Origin of the sequence: Klebsiella sp. 141162 (assembly GCF_050600755.1) — a bacterium.
Lineage (GTDB): Bacteria > Pseudomonadota > Gammaproteobacteria > Enterobacterales > Enterobacteriaceae > Klebsiella > Klebsiella aerogenes.
This window is the reverse complement of sequence record NZ_JAQIRI010000001.1, coordinates 1,520,696-1,539,449: the sequence shown is the minus strand read 5'-3', so window position 1 is coordinate 1,539,449 and position 18,754 is coordinate 1,520,696. Positions and strand designations below refer to the sequence as shown.

Genomic DNA, 18,754 nt, shown 5'->3' with positions numbered 1-18,754 from the left:
GCAGAACTATTGTTAAAAAGTATTAGTGCGCCATAGCATTGAACCCTGCTTTATGATGCACTGATGGTTCTGCAAAAGTCATGGAATGAGGGTAGGCGTATGAAATCAGGTCGTTTTATTGGCGTAATGTCTGGCACCAGCCTTGATGGCGTAGATGTCGTTCTGGCGGCGATAAATGAAAACATGGTGGCGCAGCAGGCGAGCCTCTCGTACCCCATCCCGGTCAAACTGAAAGAAGAAATATTAGCGATTTGCCAGGGGCAGCAGCTGACCTTGTCGCAACTGGGGCGTCTGGATACCCGTTTGGGGCGGCTTTTTTCGGATGCAGTATTAGCGCTGATGCGCCAGCAGAACCTTCAGCCTGAAGATGTTGTCGCCATCGGTTGCCATGGTCAGACGGTGTGGCATGAACCGACCGGCGATGCCCCGCACACCATGCAAATAGGCGATAACAACCAGATCGCTGCGCATACCGGCGTGACCGTCGTGGGGGATTTCCGCCGCCGCGATATGGCGCTTGGCGGCCAGGGCGCGCCGCTTGTCCCGGCCTTCCATGAGGCTCTGTTGGCGCACCCGGTTGAAAGGCGCATGGTGCTTAACATCGGCGGCATTGCCAACCTCTCGTTGCTGGTTCCGGGGCAGCCGGTACGCGGTTATGACACCGGGCCGGGGAATATGCTGATGGACGCCTGGATCTGGCGCCAGTGCGGTAAACCCTACGATAAAGACGCGCAATGGGCCAGTGAAGGCAAAGTCTTACTACCACTTCTGCAGGATATGTTAAGCGACCCCTGGTTCGCGTTACCCGCGCCGAAGAGCACCGGTCGTGAGTATTTCAACTATGGTTGGCTGGAAAAGCATCTGGCGCGCTATACCCATCTGCGGGGGCAGGATGTTCAGGCCACGCTGACAGAACTGACCGCGGTGTCCATCAGTGAGCAGGTTTTGTTAAGCGGCGGCTGTGAGCGTTTGTTAGTTTGCGGCGGCGGGGCGCGGAATCCGCTGCTGATGGCGCGTCTGGCGGCATTGCTGCCAGGGACTGAAGTCACGACCACCGATGACGCCGGTATCAGCGGCGACGATATGGAAGCGTTGGCCTTTGCGTGGCTGGCGTGGCGTACGCTTGCCGGTCTGCCGGGGAATCTTCCCTCCGTCACCGGCGCCAGCGAAGCGACAATTCTTGGCGCCATCTATCCCGCGAATCGAGCGCAGAATCAGAGTTAACTGAAGTCGCTATTTTTTATTTACCGGTAAACTGGACGAAATTCCGGGAGGGCGGTTTGCTCTCCTGACCGGGAAAGTCGAAGGCATACACATGAAAAAAATTCTTATTGCGGTAGTTCCTTTTATGCTCGCTGGGTGTAGCTATTACAACCAATTCGTTGAACGGATGCAGACCGACACCCTTGAATATCAGTGCGATCAAAAACCGTTGACCGTCCATTTGAACAACGCTCGTCAGCAGGTGAGTTTTATCTATGATAATCAGCAATTAAACCTGACCCAGGGGCTCTCGGCTTCCGGGGCTCGTTATACTGATGGCGTTTATGTGTTCTGGTCGAAAGGCGACAGCGCCACCGTTTATAAACGCGACCGCGCGGTGTTGGATAACTGCCAGTTACAGACCGCGAAACGTTGAGATTTCCGTAGCGGGGGCGCACAATAACGCCACCCTATGACAACGATCTCAATGGTTATGTCTGATAACGACGAATTGCAGCAAATCGCGCATCTGCGCCGTGAATATACCCGTGGCGGCCTTCGTCGCCACGATCTTCCCGCTGAACCCCTGACGTTATTTGAACGTTGGCTGCGTCAGGCCTGTGACGCTAAGCTCGCAGACCCGACGGCGATGGTAGTCGCGACCGTTGATGAAAACGGCCAGCCCTATCAACGCATCGTATTGTTAAAGCACTATGACGAAAAAGGGCTGGTGTTTTATACCAACCTGGGTAGTCGCAAAGCACATCAAATCGAAAAAAATCCCCGTATCAGCCTGCTGTTTCCCTGGCATATGCTGGAACGCCAGGTCATGGTAATAGGTCAGGCAGAACGTCTGTCGACGCTGGAAGTGGTGAAGTATTTCCACAGCCGACCGCGCGATAGCCAGATTGGCGCGTGGGTCTCCCAACAGTCCAGCCGTATCTCCGCTCGTGGGATCCTGGAAAGTAAATTCCTCGAGTTGAAACAGAAATTCCAGCAAGGCGAAGTGCCGTTGCCAAGTTTCTGGGGCGGTTTCCGCGTTAGCATCGAACAAATGGAGTTCTGGCAGGGCGGTGAACATCGTCTGCACGACCGCTTTTTATACCAGTGGCAAAATGATGGCTGGCAAATCGACCGTCTGGCGCCATAAAGGACGCAAAATGTTGTTTTAAGCGCTGGTGCTACGTGCTCCGGCGCTTTATTCTATGTACCTTTCGCGTCTGGCGAAAAGTCGTGTACCGGCAAAGGTGCAGTCGTTTATACATGGAGAATTTGATGGCAAGCAGTAACTTGATTAAACAATTGCAAGAGCGGGGGCTGGTAGCCCAGGTGACGGACGAAGAAGCGTTAGCAGAGCGACTGGCGCAAGGCCCGATCGCGCTCTATTGCGGCTTCGATCCTACCGCTGACAGCTTGCACTTGGGGCATCTTGTTCCATTGTTATGCCTGAAACGCTTCCAGCAGGCAGGCCATAAGCCTGTGGCGCTGGTCGGCGGCGCGACCGGTCTGATTGGCGACCCGAGCTTTAAAGCCGCTGAGCGTAAACTCAATACCGAAGATACCGTGCAGCAGTGGGTGGATAAAATCCGTAAACAGGTTGCGCCATTCCTCGATTTCAACTGCGGCGACAACTCGGCGATTGCCGCGAATAACTACGACTGGTTCGGCGGCATGAACGTGCTGACCTTCCTGCGTGATATCGGCAAGCACTTCTCTGTGAACCAGATGATCAACAAAGAAGCGGTGAAGCAGCGTCTGAACCGTGACGATCAGGGGATCTCTTTCACCGAGTTTTCCTATAACCTGCTGCAGGGTTATGACTTTGCTTGCCTGAATAAACTGCACGGCGTGACGCTGCAAATCGGTGGTTCCGATCAGTGGGGCAACATCACTTCAGGTATCGACCTGACTCGTCGTTTGCACCAGAATCAGGTCTTCGGTTTGACCGTTCCGCTGATCACCAAGGCCGACGGCACCAAGTTCGGTAAAACCGAGGGCGGCGCGGTATGGTTGGATCCGAAGAAAACCAGTCCGTACAAATTCTACCAGTTCTGGATCAACACCGCGGACGCAGACGTTTATCGCTTCCTGAAGTTCTTCACCTTCATGGACATTGCCGAGATCAATGCGCTGGAAGAAGAAGATAAGAACAGCGGTAAAGCGCCGCGCGCGCAGTACGTACTGGCAGAGCAGGTGACGCGTCTGGTCCACGGCGAAGAAGGCCTGGAAGCGGCTAAGCGCATTACCGAAAGCCTGTTCAACGGCAATCTGAGCGACCTGAGCGAAGCGGATTTCGAACAGCTGGCGCAAGACGGCGTGCCAATGATCGAAATGGAAAAGGGCGCCGATCTTCTGCAGGCGCTGGTGGATTCCGAGCTGCAGCCGTCCCGCGGTCAGGCGCGTAAAACCGTAGCCTCCAACGCGGTGACCATTAACGGCGAAAAACAGTCCGATCCGGAATATGTATTCAGCGATAGCGACCGCCTGTTCGGCCGCTACACCTTACTACGTCGCGGTAAGAAGAATTACTGCCTGGTCTGCTGGAAATAAAAAATAAAACCAGGGCGTGGGAAACCACGCCCTTTTTTCTTTTTAGGGTTGTGGTAAGAAAATGAAGAACATCCTCGCCATTCAGTCTCACGTCGTGTTTGGCCATGCGGGCAACAGCGCCGCTGAATTTCCGATGCGCCGTCTCGGCGCCAACGTCTGGCCCCTCAATACCGTACAGTTCTCCAACCATACGCAATACGGCAAATGGACCGGCTGCGTCATGCCGCCTTCGCATTTGACCGAAATCGTGCAGGGGATTGCCGATATCGATAAGCTGCAGAGCTGCGATGCGGTACTGAGCGGCTATCTTGGTTCCGCCGAGCAGGGCGAACATATTCTCGGCATCGTGCGTCAGGTGAAAGCGGCGAATCCGGCGGCAAAATACTTTTGCGATCCGGTTATGGGGCATCCGGAAAAAGGCTGCATCGTCGCTCCTGGAGTGGCTGAATTCCACGTACGCTATGCGCTGCCGGCCAGTGATATCATCGCGCCGAATCTTGTCGAGCTGGAGATCCTGTGCGGCCATCCGGTGGCCAACGTTGATGAAGCCGTTAGCGCGGCCCGTGAGCTTATAGCGCAAGGGCCTCAGGTAGTGCTGGTGAAGCATCTGGCGCGGGCGGGTATGAGTATGGATCGCTTTGAGATGTTGCTGGTGACGGCGGATGAAGCCTGGCATATCAGCCGCCCGCTGGTCGATTTTGGCAGCCGTCAGCCGGTCGGCGTGGGCGATGTGACCAGCGGCCTGCTGCTGGTTAAGCTACTGCAGGGCGCCAGCCTGCGCGACGCCCTTGAGCACGTCACTGCGGCAGTGTATGAAATCATGCTGGCAACCAAAAATATGCAGGAGTATGAACTGCAGGTGGTGGCGGCGCAGGACCGCATCGCCAAACCGGAACATTACTTCAGCGCAACGCAACTGTAAGCGCGATGGCATGCCCGCTTGCGGGCATGCCGATGATTTACTTCAGACCTTCCGCCGACAGCGCCGCCGCAACGGACGGACGCGCCGCGACATGCGCCATCCAGGCGCCAATATTAGCGTAAGCTTCCATATTCAGTTTCACCGCATAGCCCCAGCGCAGGACCGTAAACAGGTAGCCATCGGCGATGGTGAAGCGATGCCCATTCAACCACTGTTTATCCTGTAGCGCCTCATCGACATACTGCAGCTTTTTCTCCAGCAGGGCGCGCACCGTTGGCTTGTAGTCTTCCGGGGTGTCCGGACGGAACAGCGGAGTAAAGCCTTTATGTAGTTCGGTGGCGACGTAATTCAGCCATTCCAGCGTCTGATAGCGGGCAATGGTGCCCACTGGCGCCAGCAGCTGGCGGTCGGGCACGCGGTCGGCAATATACTGCATGATGGCCACACCCTCGGTCAGCAGCACTTCATCGTCAAGCAGCAGCGCGGGAACCTGACCCTTAGGATTAATCAGCAGGTAGTCATCGCCGTTTTCGAGGCGTTTCTTCGCCAGGTCGACGCTATCGATGGTAAAGTCGAGGCCGCTTTCGCGCAGGGCGATATGAGAGGCAAGGGAACAGGCGCCGGGCTTGTAGAACAGTTTCATCAGTAACTCCTCGTGGCTGCAGTTTCCTGTATGTTAGTCCCCCGTGGGGCAAAAAAAAAGCCGCTAACAAACGTTAGCGGCCTAAATTTATTGGTTTTCCCGGAGCATTTAAGCGGTTGCGGTTTCGCGCGCTTTGGCGACAGCGTCGTCATCCAGCGTCATACGGTTTAGCTTCGGCGCGGTCAGCAGCATCAGGAAGGCGATGACTGCGGTCGCGATACCAATTTGCAGGAACACGTGGCCGTAAACATCCAGAGAAACCAGCGGGTCGGTCACGTTTTCCGGTACTGCCATCAGGTTAGCGATTTTACCTGCAATGATGGCGGCGCCTGCGGTGGTCAGGAACCAGCTACCCATGATGAAGCCCATCAGACGTTGCGGTACCAGTTGAGCAACCATCGCCAGGCCGAGGCCGGAAATCATCAGTTCACCGATACTCTGCAGCGCGTAGCTGAGGATCAACCAGTTGACGGAGACGATACCGGCATCGCTGGCGAATTTGGTACCCAGCGGCAGCACCAGGAAAGCGCCGGAGCACAGCACCATACCGATGGCGAACTTATGCGGCATCGGCAGGCGGTCACCCATCTTGTTATAAATCGCGGCCAGAATCGGGCTACCAATCATAATCCAGAACGGGTTCAGTGCCTGATACTGCTCAGGTTCGAACGCGATACCCAGAATCGAGTGCTCAACGTTACGGATCGCGAAGAAGTTCAGCGAGGTTGGCATCTGGCTGTACAGTACGAAGAATACAATCGCTTCAACCATCAGCAGGAAAGCAACGATCATTTTACGACGCGCCGCGCCCTGCAGCGCCATGGCTTCTTTAGCGAAGATGATAACGATGCCCAGTGCAATGACGCCCAGCGCCATACGTGCGATGCCCTGATTGTGCAGCAGCCAGGTGGCAATAGCGACCAGCACTACCACGCCGACGATGGTCGCCAGCAGTTTGCCGACATGCACCGGAGCGAAGTCAGGTTTGGAACCGTACTGTTTAACCCACTTCTGGCAGAAGGCGAAGTTAACCACGGTGATCAACATGCCCACGACGCTCAGCGCGAACGCCACGCTCCAGCCGAACTTCGCTGCCAGCCACGGCGTGGCGAGCATAGAGAAGAAGGAGCCGATATTGACGGACATATAGTACATGGTAAATGCACCGTCCAGACGCGGGTCGTTCTTGTCATAGCAGGTGGAGAGCAGGGAAGACGGGTTAGCTTTGAACAAGCCGTTACCGACGGCGATAGTCGCCATACCCATATAGACGATGGCGGCATCGTGACCGGACCAGGCAACCAGCGCATAGCCGATAGCCAGAACAATCGCGCCAAGCATGATGACGCGTTTGGTGCCAAGCACCTTGTCGCCGAGCCATCCGCCGATAGCGACCAGGCCATAAACCAGTGCACTAAAGGAAGAGAACAGGGTGATAGAATCCGCTTCCGACATACCCAGCTGTTTTACCAGGTAAACGGCCATGATCCCTTGCAGGCCGTAATAACCAAAACGCTCCCATAACTCAATGGAGAAGATGAGATAAAACGCTCTTGGTTGTTTGAAAGCGTTCAAACTCACGCTTTCTGCTGGTTTATTGTTTGCAGTTGACACATATACCTCTTTTTTTACATCCCATATTAACGGGGGCTGTTTGGGGCGCAATCCCGGAGGACCGCCGCCTTTATAGTTATTCTTGGAGGGAAAACGGCAAGTAATGTTCACTATCCTGCCCCATCAGGCAATAGCTTTGTAATACTCTGTTACACATAACCAAGCTACTATAATTAGCCAGTCATACAAATGTTATACAGAGTTAAATTTCACCTTTTCGTTAAACCTGATATTTTAATCTACGCCGGGCGGCCATCGTGGGGATAAAGGCGATATATTCTGCTTTTTGACCTTGAAGGCAGTGGGATGGCCTATATTCCTAAAAATAAGCAGGCTATTCTCCTGGTGACTGAGGCTCTGATATTGAAATTGCTGGCTTTTTGCAGCATTTTTGCAACAGTAATTTAACGACGAGTTGCGTGGATGATCTTGATCACAAATACATAGAAAATTTTCAGCGGTAAAAAACGATTGCGCTGATTGCTGGTTATATAACCGCATAATTATCCATCTAAATGGCAAAAGTATGGAGTCATTGTCGGTGTGATTGATGAAAAATAGAACCATAACCACAGGTTAGGTTATGGATCCGGGCGATCGTTGGTGAAAATAGCGGTGACTGACGAGGACGGTAATATTCAGCAGATATGCAAAAATCAGGACTCAACCTTCTCTTTATACTCGCACAAATCTTCTATCAGGCAGGAACCGCAGCGCGGTTTTCGCGCGACGCAAGTGTAACGGCCGTGAAGAATAAGCCAGTGGTGACAGTCAACTTTAAACTCCGCCGGAACCACCTTTAACAACTTTTCTTCGACTTGTTCAACGTTCTTACCGGGAGCAAATTGTGTCCGATTGCAAACGCGGAAGATATGGGTGTCGACGGCAATAGTCGGCCAGCCAAAAGCGGTATTCAGCACGACATTGGCGGTCTTACGACCGACTCCTGGTAGCGCTTCCAGCGCCGCCCGGTCTTCCGGCACCTCACCGTTATGTTTCTCCAGTAAGATGCGGCAGGTCTTAATGACGTTTTCGGCTTTACTATTAAACAAGCCAATGGTTTTGATATAGGACTTCACGCCGTCAACGCCAAGCTCCAGCATCGCCGCCGGCGTATTGGCGACCGGATAGAGCTTCGCAGTAGCTTTGTTGACGCTAACATCAGTGGCCTGCGCTGACAGCAGCACCGCAATAAGTAGCTCGAACGGTGAGGTGAAATTGAGTTCAGTGGTTGGGTGCGGGTCGTTATCCCGCAGCCTGGTCAGGATCTCCAGGCGTTTGGCTTTATTCATCTTACGCTTTCCCTGTCACATCAGTTGGGGCGACGGAGACGGCCTGCGCCGCTTTCGCCTTACGCTGCTTAGTACGCTCATCGATGAGGTATTTTACCGCCAGCATCATACCGAGGCCAATGAAAGCGCCTGGCGGTAGCATCGCCAGCAGGAACGGCGTATCGGTATGGAAAACTTCAATGCGCAGGACTTTCGCCCAACTGCCTAATAAGCTATCGGCACCATCAAACAGCGTGCCATTACCGATTATTTCGCGCAGCGACCCCAGCACAAACATGGCACAGGTCGCGCCCATACCAATGGAAAAACCATCGAGCGCTGACAGCGCCGGTCCTTTTTTGGCGGCGAACGCTTCGGCGCGCCCAACCACGATACAGTTGGTCACGATAAGCGGAATGAAGATACCCAGCGATTGATACAGGCCGAAAGCGTAGGCATTGATAAGCATTTGTACCACGCTGACTACCGAGGCGATAATCATCACGTAGATCGGAATACGGATCTCCGCCGGTGTCCAGCGGCGCAGGCTGGAAATGGTGAGGTTGGTGAGCGTCAGCACCAGCGTGGTCGCCAGACCGAGGCCCAGGGCATTGGTAGCCGTCGAGGTAACCGCAAGCAGGGGACACATCCCCAGCAGCTGGACCAGCGCCGAGTTATTCTTCCACAACCCTTGAACAATGACGTCTTTTACTTCGCTCATGGCTTAGTCTCCGCAGGCGGTGAATTCAGGGATCTGCGCGGGCAGCGTTTGCGCATACAGTCCCGCGCGTTTAACGGCGTTTACCACCGCACGTGGGGTAATGGTCGCGCCGGTGAATTGGTCGAAATCACCACCGTCTTTTTTCACCGCCCAGTGGCTATCATTTTGGCCATGGATAACCTTGCCGCTGAAGTGGGTGATCCAGTCAGAAATACGCAGTTCAATCTTATCACCGAGCCCGGGGGTCTCATGATGCTCGGTGACGCGTGAGCCGAGAACGGTGCCTTTAAAGTCAGCTGCGACCAGAAGTTGAATCGCCCCGGAATAACCATCCGGCGCCGTGGCTTCCATCACCGCGCCGACCGGCGCATCGTTATTCTTTGCAATCCATACTTTATGCTGACCTTTGCCTAACTGCGGCGCGGTCACCAGATAACAGCTTTTCAGCAGATCGTTATTATAACTCTCCGCTGGCAGGACCTGATCGAACAGGGCCTTTTGCTGTAGCGCGGCCTGCTGCTCAATGGTGTTCTTGGTTAATTCATTGATGGCGGCCGTCAGTCCGGTAGAGCCAGCGGCAAAGAGCGCCAGCGTGATGCCGTGTTTACGCATGCTATTTAACATCGCGACTCCTCAACGGTGGCCATACACGCGCGGACGCGTGTAGTAGTCAATCAATGGGACGGTAATATTCGCCAGCAGCACGGCGAAGGCGACGCCGTCCGGATAACCGCCGAAGCTGCGGATTAGCCACACCAGTAAACCTGCCAGCGCGCCGAAAATCAGGCGTCCGCGGTTGGTAGTGGATGCCGTCACCGGATCGGTAAGGATAAAGAACGCTCCAAGCATGGTGGCGCCGGAAAGCAGATGCATCTGCGGCGATGCCAGGCTTTCCGGTGAGAAAATCCAGCCGAGAGTGGCGCAAACGGCAAGGCTTAACAGGAAGCTTACCGGAATATGCCAGCGAATGGTTTTTTGCCAAAGCAGGAACAGACCGCCAGCCAGCCAGGCGAGGTTAACCCACTGCCAGCCGAGACCAGCTAATTGGCCGCCGTAAATTGGATACTGCAGGATCTCTTTTGCGCTGTGTCCGGCATGCAGGGACGTTTTAAACGTATCCAGCGGCGTGGCCTGGCTGATACCGTCGATTCCCATACGCAGGCTGTTCATATCGCCGCCGCTGGCGGTATGGCCGCTGAAAATAACCTGCAGCGCATCCATAAAACCAGGCACCTGAGCGGAAATCTCATGCGGTGGTAACCAGGAGGTCATCTGCACCGGGAAAGAGATCAGCAGAACAACATAGCCGATCATCGCCGGGTTAAAGGGGTTATGCCCTAATCCGCCGTACAGTTGCTTGGCAATCACCACCGCAAAGGCGGTGCCTAACACCACCATCCACCACGGCGCCAGCGGCGGAATACTGACGGCCAGCAACAGCCCGGTCAGCAGGGCGGAGTTATCCGCAAGGGTTGCCGCTATATTTTGTTTGCGCAACTTGAGAATAGCCGCTTCGGTTCCCCATGCGGTGAAGGCCGCGAGGATAATCTGCAACAGGGTACCCCAGCCGAAAAACCAGCTCTGGACGATAATACCAGGGATCGCCGCCAGCAGCACCAGTAGCATAATTCGCGAGGTCTGGCGCTGGTTGTGGGTATAAGGGGAGCTTGCAATTCTGAAAACCATTTATTCCTCGTTAACTGCCTGCTGTGTTGCTTTACGCGCCTGAACGCGAGCGATAGCTGCCGCGACGGCCGCCTTACGCGGATCGTCATTGGCGGCATCCGGCGTGGATTGTTGTTCTGCTTGTTGTGCTGCCTTTCGCGCTTTGGCACGGGCGATAGCGGCCTCAACGGCGGCTTTACGCGGGTCGACCGCGGGGGCAGCCTCAACCGGTGTTTCACTTTCGGCAGAAGGTGCGACGTTCTCAACCTGCTGTGCGGCCTTACGCGCTTTTGCACGGGCGATAGCGGCTTCAACGGCGGCTTTACGCGGGTCGACCGCGGGGGCAGCCTCAACCGGTGTTTCACTTTCGGCAGAAGGTGCGACGTTCTCAGCCTGCTGCGCGGCTTTGCGCGCTTTGGCACGGGCGATAGCGGCCTCAACGGCCGCTTTGCGCGGATCGCTTGCTTCGGCTGTTGATTCAACAGCGGCTTGCTGTTCGGCTTTGCGCGCCCGAGCCTCGGCTTTACGCGCTTCGCGGGCGGCAATCGCTTCGCTGTTGTCCGGTTTGCTGCCGGACTGAATGACAATCGGCTGCGCCGCGTCACGCTGCTTATCGCGTACGCGGGCCAGCGCGGCGTTAATGGCATCCTGATCTTTCGCCGCCGGTTGTACGGCCGCTTTTTTGTGCCGCTCCTGACGCGCGGCTTTTTCACGTTCAAGACGTGCCTGTCGCGCTTCAAAACGAGCTTTCGCCTCGGCGGCGCGCTGTTCTTCCAGGCGAATGGCGGCTATTTCCGCTTTTTCCTGGCGGAAATATTGCACCAGTGGAATATTGCTGGGACAAACCCAGGCGCAGGCGCCGCATTCGATGCAGTCCGCTAAGTTATGCGTGGTGGCTTTATCGTGCTGCTGGCCTTTACTAAACCAATACAGCTGCTGGGGGAGTAGATCTGCCGGGCAGGCATCCGCGCAGGCGCTGCAGCGGATACAGCCTTGTTCTTCCTGCGTTTCGCCCATCTCAGTTATCGACGGCGCCAGCAGGCAGTTAGTGATTTTCACGACAGGAACGTCAAGCCAGGGCAAAGTGAAGCCCATTAGCGGCCCGCCCATGATGACCATCGGCTCCGCGCTGGCGCAGAAACCGGCATCGCTCAGCAGATGACGCACCGGCGTACCCAGGCGCGCCCAAACGTTGCCCGGACGGCTAATCGCTTCGCCGGTTAAAGTGACGACGCGCTCGGTTAACGGCTCGCCGTCAATAACCGCGCGTTTAACAGCATAAGCGGTACCAACGTTCTGCATCAGGACGCCAATATCGGAGGAGCGGCCGCCGTGCGGCACCTGCTTACCGGTAAGAATTTGCGTGAGCTGCTTCGCGCCGCCGGAGGGATATTTCGTTGGGATTACCCGCAGCGCTATGCCATGGGCGTCGGATAATACCGCGCGCAGCATGGAAATGGCCTGCGGTTTATTATCTTCGATACCAATCAGCACCTGTTTGGGCTGCAAAATATGCGCAAGGATGCGGATCCCTTCAACGACCTGCGCCGCGCAGTCCTGCATCAGGCGATCGTCGGCGGTGATATAGGGTTCGCATTCCGCGGCATTGATAATCAGGGTGTCGATTTTATCACCGCCGCCGCGCAGTTTTGTTCCCGTGGGGAAGCCGGCGCCGCCTAGCCCGGCAACGCCAAACTGGTGGATACGCTCGATCAGTTCTTCACGCGATTTGTTGTGGTAGTCGCTCCAGCCGTCGCGCTCGATCCAGCAGTCATCGCCATCGGCGTCGATAATAACGCTCAGTTCCGCCAGCGCGGAAGGATGGGCGGTCGAGTGAGGCTCGATGGCCGTCACCGTCCCGGAAGTTGGGGCATGGACCGGCAGCATTCTGCCAAAACCGCGGGTCAACGGTTGGCCGCGCAGAACCTTATCGCCCGGTTGTACGCACAGTTCGCCTTCAGCACCGATATGCTGCTTCAGCGGAATGACGAAACGCTGCGGCAGAGGAACCTGACGCAGCGGCGTGCCGTTGGACTGAGTTTTCATTTCCGGCGGATGAATACCGCCGTTGAAATCCCAGATCTTGTCTTTTCGGAAAGCGGAAAATAACTTAAACATGTTGTTCCACAGGAATATTGCGTACTGGGATGGTTTGCAGGTCCCATTTCCAGGTTTCGGTGGTCTGGGCGACTGGACGCAGGTCAATACACTGAGTCGGGCAGGGGGCCACACAGAGATTACAGCCGGTACACAGGTCGCTCATTACCGTATGCATGGCGCGGGTCGCGCCAACGATGGCATCGACCGGACAGGCCTGAATACATTTGGTGCAGCCAATGCAGTTGGCTTCATCAATCACCGCCAACATGCGAACCGGCTCTTGCTGCTGCTCGTCGCCGTCAATAGGCTGCGGATCGACATTCAATAACGCGGCGATTTTTAACATGACTGCTTCGCCGCCGGGGGCGCAGCGGTTGATTTTTTCACCCTGGGTGCCTACGGCTTCCGCGTAGGGACGGCAGCCCGGAAAACCGCACTGACCGCATTGGCTTTGCGGCAGCAGTTCATCAATTTTTTCTACCACCGGGTCGTCTTCCACCGCAAAACGGCGCGACGCGTATCCCAGTATTAAGCCGAAAATCAGCCCGAGCAGGCTGATGGCGATCACGGCTATCCAGACAGCGCTCATTACAACTTCACCAAACCACTAAAGCCCATGAATGCCAGTGACATTAATCCAGCGGTCACCAGCGCAATCGCGTTACCGCGAAACGGCGCGGGAACATCGGCAACCACCAGGCGTTCGCGAATGGCGGCGAATAACACCATCACCAGCGAGAAACCGACGGCAGCGGCGAAACCGTACAGCGCGGACTGCAGGAAATTATGCCCGAGGTTAATATTCAGCAATGCCACGCCCAGCACCGCGCAGTTGGTGGTGATTAACGGCAGGAAGATCCCCAGCAGACGATACAGCGCCGGACTGGTTTTACGGACCACCATCTCGGTAAATTGCACCACCACTGCGATGACCAGGATAAAGGCCAGGGTGCGCAGATAAACAAGGTTCAGCGGGATAAGGATCCAGGTATCAATCAACCAGGCGCAAATCGAGGCCAGCGTCATCACGAAGGTGGTGGCCAGTCCCATCCCCATAGCGGTTTCCAGCTTTTTGGAAACCCCCATAAACGGGCACAATCCAAGAAACTTCACCAGCACGAAGTTATTAACAAGGACAGTACCGACAAAGAGCAGTAAATAATCAGCCATTATTGGACCTGAAACGAAAAAAAGCCGCCTATTATCGAATAAATCGATACCGGCGACAACAGGTGAACTGTGTGGTTATTACGGATTGACGAAGGTCCGCTTAACCCGCGCAGAGCGTCGAAAATAGGGCGCAAACAACGCTGCGGCAAGCAACGGAAACAACAGCTGGCGCATGGCCAGAAGATCCGAAATCGGCGAAAAAGCGAACGCCTTAATCGCCAGCAGCAGAGAAATAAGCAGCCAGATAATGTAGTGCTTAGGTACCACCGCGCGGCGTTTGAAAAAAGCGATTGTCAGCCACAGGGTATAATACCACATCGCGACGGCAAACAGCAGGGAAGCCAGCCATAGCGCCAGGTGGCCGAAGCTCATTGCTTTCAGCAATGCCCAGGTCTGCGGCGCCATCAGCGCATTCGCGTACAGTATTAATGATAGAGAGGTGCTGAACAGCGCGAGCAGTAACCACGCCAGCGGCGCCAGTAGCCAGCCGCCGATACGTTCTGCAGATTGAGAGGACATCGTAACCCCCGGATTCAACGCCAGTTAGTTAATTTCAGGGCGGGAAGTATAAGCAACTGGCGTGAATGATAACAGCCTTTATTGCACGTAACGCCATACCGACTTCGGCACCTGGCCTACATCGAACAGTTTTCCGCCAGAGACTAACTCGGCGCGGCGGTGATCGGCGGCGCGATACATGTTGACGATTTCATTGGTGTCAGAGAGAGAATAGTTAAGATGATCAAAAAGTTTTTCCAGGCTTTCCAGCGAACTAATTTTGCGGAATTTTAATAAATAATCCTGTACGGTCATTTGTGTATCCATTTAATAATCGGAATTAAGTCGAATATTACCAATTTTCTGTAAACCGTGTTTCAACTAACAGCGCCTTCTTGATGGGCCGGCGGAATTATTTCGGTTGCCAATACTAAAAACAAGAACTGATTAGGGTCCTGGCATCGTAAAAAGAAATTTAAGAATATTCTACAACCAGATCAGGCGCCGGACGGCGCCTGGGAGGGAAGATTAACGCTGTTCGCCTCGGCTGGCAATAACGTTTTGATACCAGAAATAACTCTTTTTTCGTTTGCGAGCGCGGTTCTGCTGGTGATCGACGTAGACAAAACCGTACTGCTTCTGATAACCGTTGAGCCAGCTTAGCAGGTCAATAAAGGACCACGGGTAAAAACCACGGACATCCGCACCTAATGCTATTGCTTTTTCCAGCGCATTAATGTGGCTACTCAGATAGTCAATTCGCGGATCGTCGACAATTTCACCGTCAATTATCGGATCTTTTGCCCCCAAACCATTTTCGGTGATATAGATTGGGATATCGCCATAGCGCTCTTTTATCATCATGATGCCGTCGGTTAATCCCTGCGGCCAAATTTCCCAACCCCATTCAGTATAAGTACTTTGCGGATTGCGGACGAAATAAAATAATCCATCTACGCCGGACTCGCCGACGCCTGGACCCTCCTGCGGCGTGGCGGAGACCGTCTCCCGACGGTAATAATTCAGGCCAATAAAATCACAGCGGTTTTCCTTAAGCAGCGCATCATCGCCCGGGGCGAAGCGCGGTACATTCCACAGCGCCTGAGCCTGACGAAGCAAATCGTCTGGATAGACGCCTTTCAGTACCGGATCGTAGAACCAGTGAGTATGAATAGCATCGGCCAACGCAGTGGCCTTAATATCCTCCGCGCTTGGCGTCAACGGCGTATGGGGCTGCAGGACATTAACGAAACCAATCTGACCGTCAATGTTCATTTCACGAAAGCTCTTAACGGCCAACGCGTGGGCGATAAAGACATGGTGACAGGCCTGGATGGCGCGCGCCGGGTCGCGTACCGCCGGTGGGTGGCAGCCATTTATATAACCGTGGCCAATAAATACGATAGTTTCGTTAAAGGTGGCCCACAGTTTGACCCTGGAACCGAAGCGCTGATAGCACAGACGTGCGTATTCAGCGAAGGCTTCCGAGGTGCTGCGGGCCTCCCAACCGCCTTCGTCCTGCAATGCCTGCGGCAAATCCCAGTGATAAAGGGTGATCATCGGTTCGATATTGTGCGCCAGCAGTTCGTCGATCAGATCGCTGTAAAACTGTACGCCGGGTTCATTGACTTCGCCGCGGCCACGAGGCAATAACCGTGGCCAGGAGATAGAAAAGCGGTAGCTTTGGAGCCCCATTTCCGCCATCAGGGCGACATCTTCACGAAAACGATGGTAGTGATCGACTGCGATATCGCCATTGGTGCCCTGAAAGGTGGTTCCTGGCTGGTGCGAGTAGATATCCCAAATAGAAGGGCCTTTGCCATCGGCATCGTGCCCGCCTTCAACCTGGTAGGCGGCCGTTGCGGCCCCCCAGAGAAAATCTTGCGGAAATGCGCCCATCAAAAAAACTCCTTATCAAGTGATAAAGAGAGTGTATTGAATGGCGCGACAAATCTGCAACCGGTTTCTGAAACCGGTTGCAGATTTGCGGCGAGCATCACTTTTTGCCGTTACTTCGCCTGAACGGTGCTGGCCGGAGGCGGGGACTGATAATCATCGATTTGATGCGCAACCACCAACAGCACAGCCGAAACGCCAAAAACAACCCAACCAATAAGTTCTACAATGCGGGTAAAAACAGTCGTCATAATTCTAAAGCGGAAAGTTAAAATGGACTGAAATGTTACTAAACCGCGGAAACAACGCAAGTACTACCGCCCATGCATTGCGCAAATGGCGCAAAGATGAACACCGTACACTGATAAGTGGAAGATTGCGGTTTATAGTTAGAGCCATGTTGCCTGTGAGGATGACGCCATGAGTGATGCTATACGGGTAGGGCTGATAGGCTACGGTTATGCAAGCAAGACATTTCATGCGCCTTTGATTTCCGGTACGCCGGGTATGGCGCTGTCGGCTGTGGTCAGTAGCGACGCGCAGAAAGTGCTGGCAGACTGGCCGGCGACCCAGGTGGTGGCTTCCGCGAATTCGCTCTTTGCTGACCCCGATATCGATCTCATTGTCATTCCGACCCCCAACGATACTCATTTTCCGCTGGCGCGAGCGGCGCTGGAGGCGGGCAAACACGTCATTGTTGATAAGCCTTTTACCGTGACACTGTCACAAGCGCGTGAGTTGGATGCTATCGCCAGAAGCCGCGGGCGTCTGTTATCAGTATTTCACAACCGGCGTTGGGATAGCGATTTTCTCACGCTGAAGGCCTTGATTGCCGCTGGGGAATTGGGAGAGGTCAGTTACTTTGAATCACATTTCGATCGCTATCGTCCGCAAATTCGCGATCGCTGGCGTGAGCTAGGCGGCCCTGGCAGCGGTATCTGGTATGACTTAGGCCCTCATCTGCTGGATCAGGCTGTCAATCTGTTTGGCCTGCCGGTGAGTATTGCCGTCGATCTGGCGCAGCAGCGCCCCGGCGCTCAGGCGACGGATTATTTCCACGCGGTGTTAATTTATCCGCAACGACGCGTGATTTTGCACAGTACGCTGCTGGCGGCGGCGGAAACGGCGCGTTATATCGTCCATGGTTCACGAGGAAGCTATGTGAAATATGGTCTCGATCCGCAGGAAGAGCGTTTGAAAAGCGGCGAGCGGCTGCCGCAAGAGGATTGGGGCTACGATATGCGCGACGGCATATTGACCCGCGTTGAAGGTGAAGAGCGCGTCGAGGAAACCTGGCTGACGCTGCCGGGAAATTATCCCGCTTATTATGCGGCGATCCGCGATGCGCTCAACGGCAGCGGTGAAAACCCGGTACCCGCAAGCCAGGCGATTCAGATTATGGAACTGATTGAGCTGGGGATTGAATCGGCACGGCACCGGACGGCGCTGTGCCTGATTTAACCGCTTACTCCGCCTGTGCGGCGGAGCTTTGACTTAATGAGCCTGCAGGACGCGTTGCATTAGCGCCTCTTTTTCCTGACGACTCAGGAACGCCAGCTCCAGACCGTTAATTTGCGCCTGGCGGATCTGCGCACGGCTGAGGCCCGCCGCCGGTGCGGCGACATTGTACTCATGAATGATATCCACACCCTGTACCGCCGGATCATCGGTGTTAATGCAGGCCAGAACGCCGTGATCGAGGAAGGTCTTCAGCGGGTGCTGCGCCAGTGAGGCGACGGTACTGGTCTGGATGTTTGATGTCAGGCAGGATTCAATGCCAATACGTTCAGCGGCGAGGAAGTCCATCAGCTTCGGATCCTGCACTGCTTTCACCCCGTGACCGATACGTTCGGCGCCCAGTTCACGAATAGCCTGCCAGATACTTTCCGGCCCGGCGGCTTCACCTGCGTGGACGGTAATACGCCAACCCGCGTCACGTGCGCGGCGGAAATGATCCATAAACAGCGCGCCAGGGAATCCCAGCTCATCGCCAGCCAGATCCAGCGCGGTGATACCATCGCGATGGGCCAGCAGGGCGTCGAGTTCTTCTTCACAGGCCGCTTCGCCGAAGGTGCGGCTCATGATGCCAATCAGACGCGCTTCGACGCCAAAATCACGGCAGCCTTCACGTACTCCGGCAATCACCGCTTCGACGACGCCGGCGACCGGCAGCTGATGGGTCATCGCCATATAACGCGGAGAAAAGCGCAGCTCAACGTAGTGCAGGCCGTTGCGCGCGGCGTCTTCAACGTTTTCCCAGGCAACACGCCGGCAGGCTTCCAGAGAAGCCAGCACCTTCACGCCCCAATCGAGTTTCGCCAGGAAGCTGACCAGGTCTGGTTCATTACTGGTAACCTGCACATGCGGACGCAGCGTTTCAAGCGTGTCTGCCGGGAGAGTAATATTGAACTGGCGGCCAAGATCGAGAATGGTTTGGGCACGGATGTTGCCGTCAAGATGGCGGTGAATGTCAGTTAAAGGCAAAGTTGAATCAATCATGG

20 protein-coding genes are annotated in these 18,754 nt (G+C 55.0%); 6 read left to right on the top strand and 14 right to left on the bottom strand.

Annotated elements, in window-relative coordinates; translation table 11 throughout:
- Positions 1 to 99 precede the first annotated feature (99 nt).
- The 5 genes from anmK (at position 100) to pdxY (ending at position 4,675) form a co-directional block, all read left to right on the top strand.
- Positions 100 to 1,224: an anhydro-N-acetylmuramic acid kinase gene (gene anmK, locus PGR23_RS07295; protein ID WP_045392462.1), complete on the top strand. Its 1,125-nt coding sequence runs from the start codon at positions 100 to 102 to the stop codon at positions 1,222 to 1,224.
- An 85-nt stretch (positions 1,225 to 1,309) separates the two neighbouring features.
- Entirely contained in the window at positions 1,310 to 1,639 is a 330-nt protein-coding gene (gene mliC, locus PGR23_RS07290) for a C-type lysozyme inhibitor (protein ID WP_161801899.1), read from the top strand.
- A 57-nt stretch (positions 1,640 to 1,696) separates the two neighbouring features.
- The gene (gene pdxH, locus PGR23_RS07285; RefSeq protein WP_063416176.1) at positions 1,697 to 2,353 is read left to right on the top strand and encodes a pyridoxamine 5'-phosphate oxidase; all 657 of its coding nucleotides are present in this window, start codon (positions 1,697 to 1,699) and stop codon (positions 2,351 to 2,353) included.
- A gap of 125 nt (positions 2,354 to 2,478) precedes the next feature.
- Positions 2,479 to 3,753 carry a tyrosine--tRNA ligase gene (tyrS, locus tag PGR23_RS07280; protein ID WP_063416172.1) on the top strand — a complete coding sequence of 425 codons (1,275 nt, stop codon included), beginning with the start codon at positions 2,479 to 2,481 and terminating at the stop codon, positions 3,751 to 3,753.
- Between the two features lie 61 nt (positions 3,754 to 3,814).
- Positions 3,815 to 4,675 (top strand): pyridoxal kinase PdxY, encoded by an 861-nt coding sequence (gene pdxY, locus PGR23_RS07275; RefSeq protein ID WP_015366860.1) that lies wholly within the window; start codon positions 3,815 to 3,817, stop codon positions 4,673 to 4,675.
- A gap of 37 nt (positions 4,676 to 4,712) precedes the next feature.
- Here pdxY and gstA read toward each other — a convergent pair whose 3' ends face one another.
- The 13 genes from gstA to blr form a co-directional block, all read right to left on the bottom strand.
- Positions 4,713 to 5,318 (bottom strand): glutathione transferase GstA, encoded by a 606-nt coding sequence (gstA, locus tag PGR23_RS07270; RefSeq protein WP_045392456.1) that lies wholly within the window; start codon positions 5,316 to 5,318, stop codon positions 4,713 to 4,715.
- 108 nt (positions 5,319 to 5,426) lie between these two features.
- Positions 5,427 to 6,932: a dipeptide/tripeptide permease DtpA gene (gene dtpA, locus PGR23_RS07265; protein WP_015366858.1), complete on the bottom strand. Its 1,506-nt coding sequence runs from the start codon at positions 6,930 to 6,932 to the stop codon at positions 5,427 to 5,429.
- 656 nt (positions 6,933 to 7,588) lie between these two features.
- Positions 7,589 to 8,224 carry an endonuclease III gene (gene nth, locus PGR23_RS07260; RefSeq protein ID WP_045392454.1) on the bottom strand — a complete coding sequence of 212 codons (636 nt, stop codon included), beginning with the start codon at positions 8,222 to 8,224 and terminating at the stop codon, positions 7,589 to 7,591.
- A gap of 1 nt (position 8,225) precedes the next feature.
- Positions 8,226 to 8,924, bottom strand: a complete 699-nt coding sequence (locus tag PGR23_RS07255; RefSeq protein ID WP_015366856.1) for an electron transport complex subunit E — start codon at positions 8,922 to 8,924, stop codon at positions 8,226 to 8,228.
- 3 nt (positions 8,925 to 8,927) lie between these two features.
- On the bottom strand, positions 8,928 to 9,548 hold the full coding sequence (gene rsxG, locus PGR23_RS07250) for an electron transport complex subunit RsxG (protein ID WP_047064925.1): 621 nt from the start codon (positions 9,546 to 9,548) through the stop codon (positions 8,928 to 8,930).
- A gap of 9 nt (positions 9,549 to 9,557) precedes the next feature.
- Positions 9,558 to 10,610: an electron transport complex subunit RsxD gene (rsxD, locus tag PGR23_RS07245; RefSeq protein ID WP_047042802.1), complete on the bottom strand. Its 1,053-nt coding sequence runs from the start codon at positions 10,608 to 10,610 to the stop codon at positions 9,558 to 9,560.
- The gene (rsxC, locus tag PGR23_RS07240; protein WP_430915613.1) at positions 10,611 to 12,707 is read right to left on the bottom strand and encodes an electron transport complex subunit RsxC; all 2,097 of its coding nucleotides are present in this window, start codon (positions 12,705 to 12,707) and stop codon (positions 10,611 to 10,613) included.
- Positions 12,700 to 13,278: an electron transport complex subunit RsxB gene (gene rsxB / locus PGR23_RS07235; RefSeq protein ID WP_045392444.1), complete on the bottom strand. Its 579-nt coding sequence runs from the start codon at positions 13,276 to 13,278 to the stop codon at positions 12,700 to 12,702. Before rsxB ends, rsxC begins: the two co-directional genes overlap by 8 nt.
- Positions 13,278 to 13,859 (bottom strand): electron transport complex subunit RsxA, encoded by a 582-nt coding sequence (gene rsxA / locus PGR23_RS07230; protein ID WP_015366851.1) that lies wholly within the window; start codon positions 13,857 to 13,859, stop codon positions 13,278 to 13,280. The genes rsxB and rsxA overlap by 1 nt, the downstream gene beginning before the upstream one ends.
- 78 nt (positions 13,860 to 13,937) lie before the next feature.
- Positions 13,938 to 14,378: a DUF2569 domain-containing protein gene (locus PGR23_RS07225; protein ID WP_047042807.1), complete on the bottom strand. Its 441-nt coding sequence runs from the start codon at positions 14,376 to 14,378 to the stop codon at positions 13,938 to 13,940.
- A 78-nt stretch (positions 14,379 to 14,456) separates the two neighbouring features.
- Positions 14,457 to 14,672, bottom strand: coding sequence for a transcription modulator YdgT (gene ydgT, locus PGR23_RS07220; protein WP_015366849.1), 216 nt, complete (start codon positions 14,670 to 14,672; stop codon positions 14,457 to 14,459).
- A gap of 213 nt (positions 14,673 to 14,885) precedes the next feature.
- Positions 14,886 to 16,256 (bottom strand): GH1 family beta-glucosidase, encoded by a 1,371-nt coding sequence (locus PGR23_RS07215; protein ID WP_047077708.1) that lies wholly within the window; start codon positions 16,254 to 16,256, stop codon positions 14,886 to 14,888.
- 110 nt (positions 16,257 to 16,366) lie between these two features.
- Positions 16,367 to 16,504, bottom strand: a complete 138-nt coding sequence (blr, locus tag PGR23_RS07210) for a division septum protein Blr (RefSeq protein WP_015366847.1) — start codon at positions 16,502 to 16,504, stop codon at positions 16,367 to 16,369.
- A 169-nt stretch (positions 16,505 to 16,673) separates the two neighbouring features.
- Between blr and PGR23_RS07205 the strand changes: the two genes are divergently transcribed.
- Entirely contained in the window at positions 16,674 to 17,714 is a 1,041-nt protein-coding gene (locus PGR23_RS07205; RefSeq protein ID WP_045392435.1) for an oxidoreductase, read from the top strand.
- Between the two features lie 33 nt (positions 17,715 to 17,747).
- On the opposite strand, the gene add is transcribed toward PGR23_RS07205, so the two are convergent.
- On the bottom strand, positions 17,748 to 18,752 hold the full coding sequence (gene add, locus PGR23_RS07200) for an adenosine deaminase (RefSeq protein ID WP_045392433.1): 1,005 nt from the start codon (positions 18,750 to 18,752) through the stop codon (positions 17,748 to 17,750).
- Positions 18,753 to 18,754: the final 2 nt, after the last annotated feature.

What these genes read in the sequence shown, in the direction of transcription:
- anmK (WP_045392462.1), top strand. Translation starts at nt 100, where the DNA reads ATGAAATCAGGTCGTTTTATTGGCGTAATGTCTGGCACCAGCCTTGAT.
- pdxH (WP_063416176.1), top strand. Translation starts at nt 1,697, where the DNA reads ATGTCTGATAACGACGAATTGCAGCAAATCGCGCATCTGCGCCGTGAA.
- tyrS (WP_063416172.1), top strand. Translation starts at nt 2,479, where the DNA reads ATGGCAAGCAGTAACTTGATTAAACAATTGCAAGAGCGGGGGCTGGTA.
- pdxY (WP_015366860.1), top strand. Translation starts at nt 3,815, where the DNA reads ATGAAGAACATCCTCGCCATTCAGTCTCACGTCGTGTTTGGCCATGCG.
- gstA (WP_045392456.1), bottom strand. Translation starts at nt 5,318, where the DNA reads ATGAAACTGTTCTACAAGCCCGGCGCCTGTTCCCTTGCCTCTCATATC.
- nth (WP_045392454.1), bottom strand. Translation starts at nt 8,224, where the DNA reads ATGAATAAAGCCAAACGCCTGGAGATCCTGACCAGGCTGCGGGATAAC.
- PGR23_RS07255 (WP_015366856.1), bottom strand. Translation starts at nt 8,924, where the DNA reads ATGAGCGAAGTAAAAGACGTCATTGTTCAAGGGTTGTGGAAGAATAAC.
- rsxG (WP_047064925.1), bottom strand. Translation starts at nt 9,548, where the DNA reads ATGTTAAATAGCATGCGTAAACACGGCATCACGCTGGCGCTCTTTGCC.
- rsxD (WP_047042802.1), bottom strand. Translation starts at nt 10,610, where the DNA reads ATGGTTTTCAGAATTGCAAGCTCCCCTTATACCCACAACCAGCGCCAG.
- rsxC (WP_430915613.1), bottom strand. Translation starts at nt 12,707, where the DNA reads ATGTTTAAGTTATTTTCCGCTTTCCGAAAAGACAAGATCTGGGATTTC.
- rsxB (WP_045392444.1), bottom strand. Translation starts at nt 13,278, where the DNA reads ATGAGCGCTGTCTGGATAGCCGTGATCGCCATCAGCCTGCTCGGGCTG.
- rsxA (WP_015366851.1), bottom strand. Translation starts at nt 13,859, where the DNA reads ATGGCTGATTATTTACTGCTCTTTGTCGGTACTGTCCTTGTTAATAAC.
- PGR23_RS07225 (WP_047042807.1), bottom strand. Translation starts at nt 14,378, where the DNA reads ATGTCCTCTCAATCTGCAGAACGTATCGGCGGCTGGCTACTGGCGCCG.
- ydgT (WP_015366849.1), bottom strand. Translation starts at nt 14,672, where the DNA reads ATGACCGTACAGGATTATTTATTAAAATTCCGCAAAATTAGTTCGCTG.
- PGR23_RS07215 (WP_047077708.1), bottom strand. Translation starts at nt 16,256, where the DNA reads ATGGGCGCATTTCCGCAAGATTTTCTCTGGGGGGCCGCAACGGCCGCC.
- blr (WP_015366847.1), bottom strand. Translation starts at nt 16,504, where the DNA reads ATGACGACTGTTTTTACCCGCATTGTAGAACTTATTGGTTGGGTTGTT.
- PGR23_RS07205 (WP_045392435.1), top strand. Translation starts at nt 16,674, where the DNA reads ATGAGTGATGCTATACGGGTAGGGCTGATAGGCTACGGTTATGCAAGC.
- add (WP_045392433.1), bottom strand. Translation starts at nt 18,752, where the DNA reads ATGATTGATTCAACTTTGCCTTTAACTGACATTCACCGCCATCTTGAC.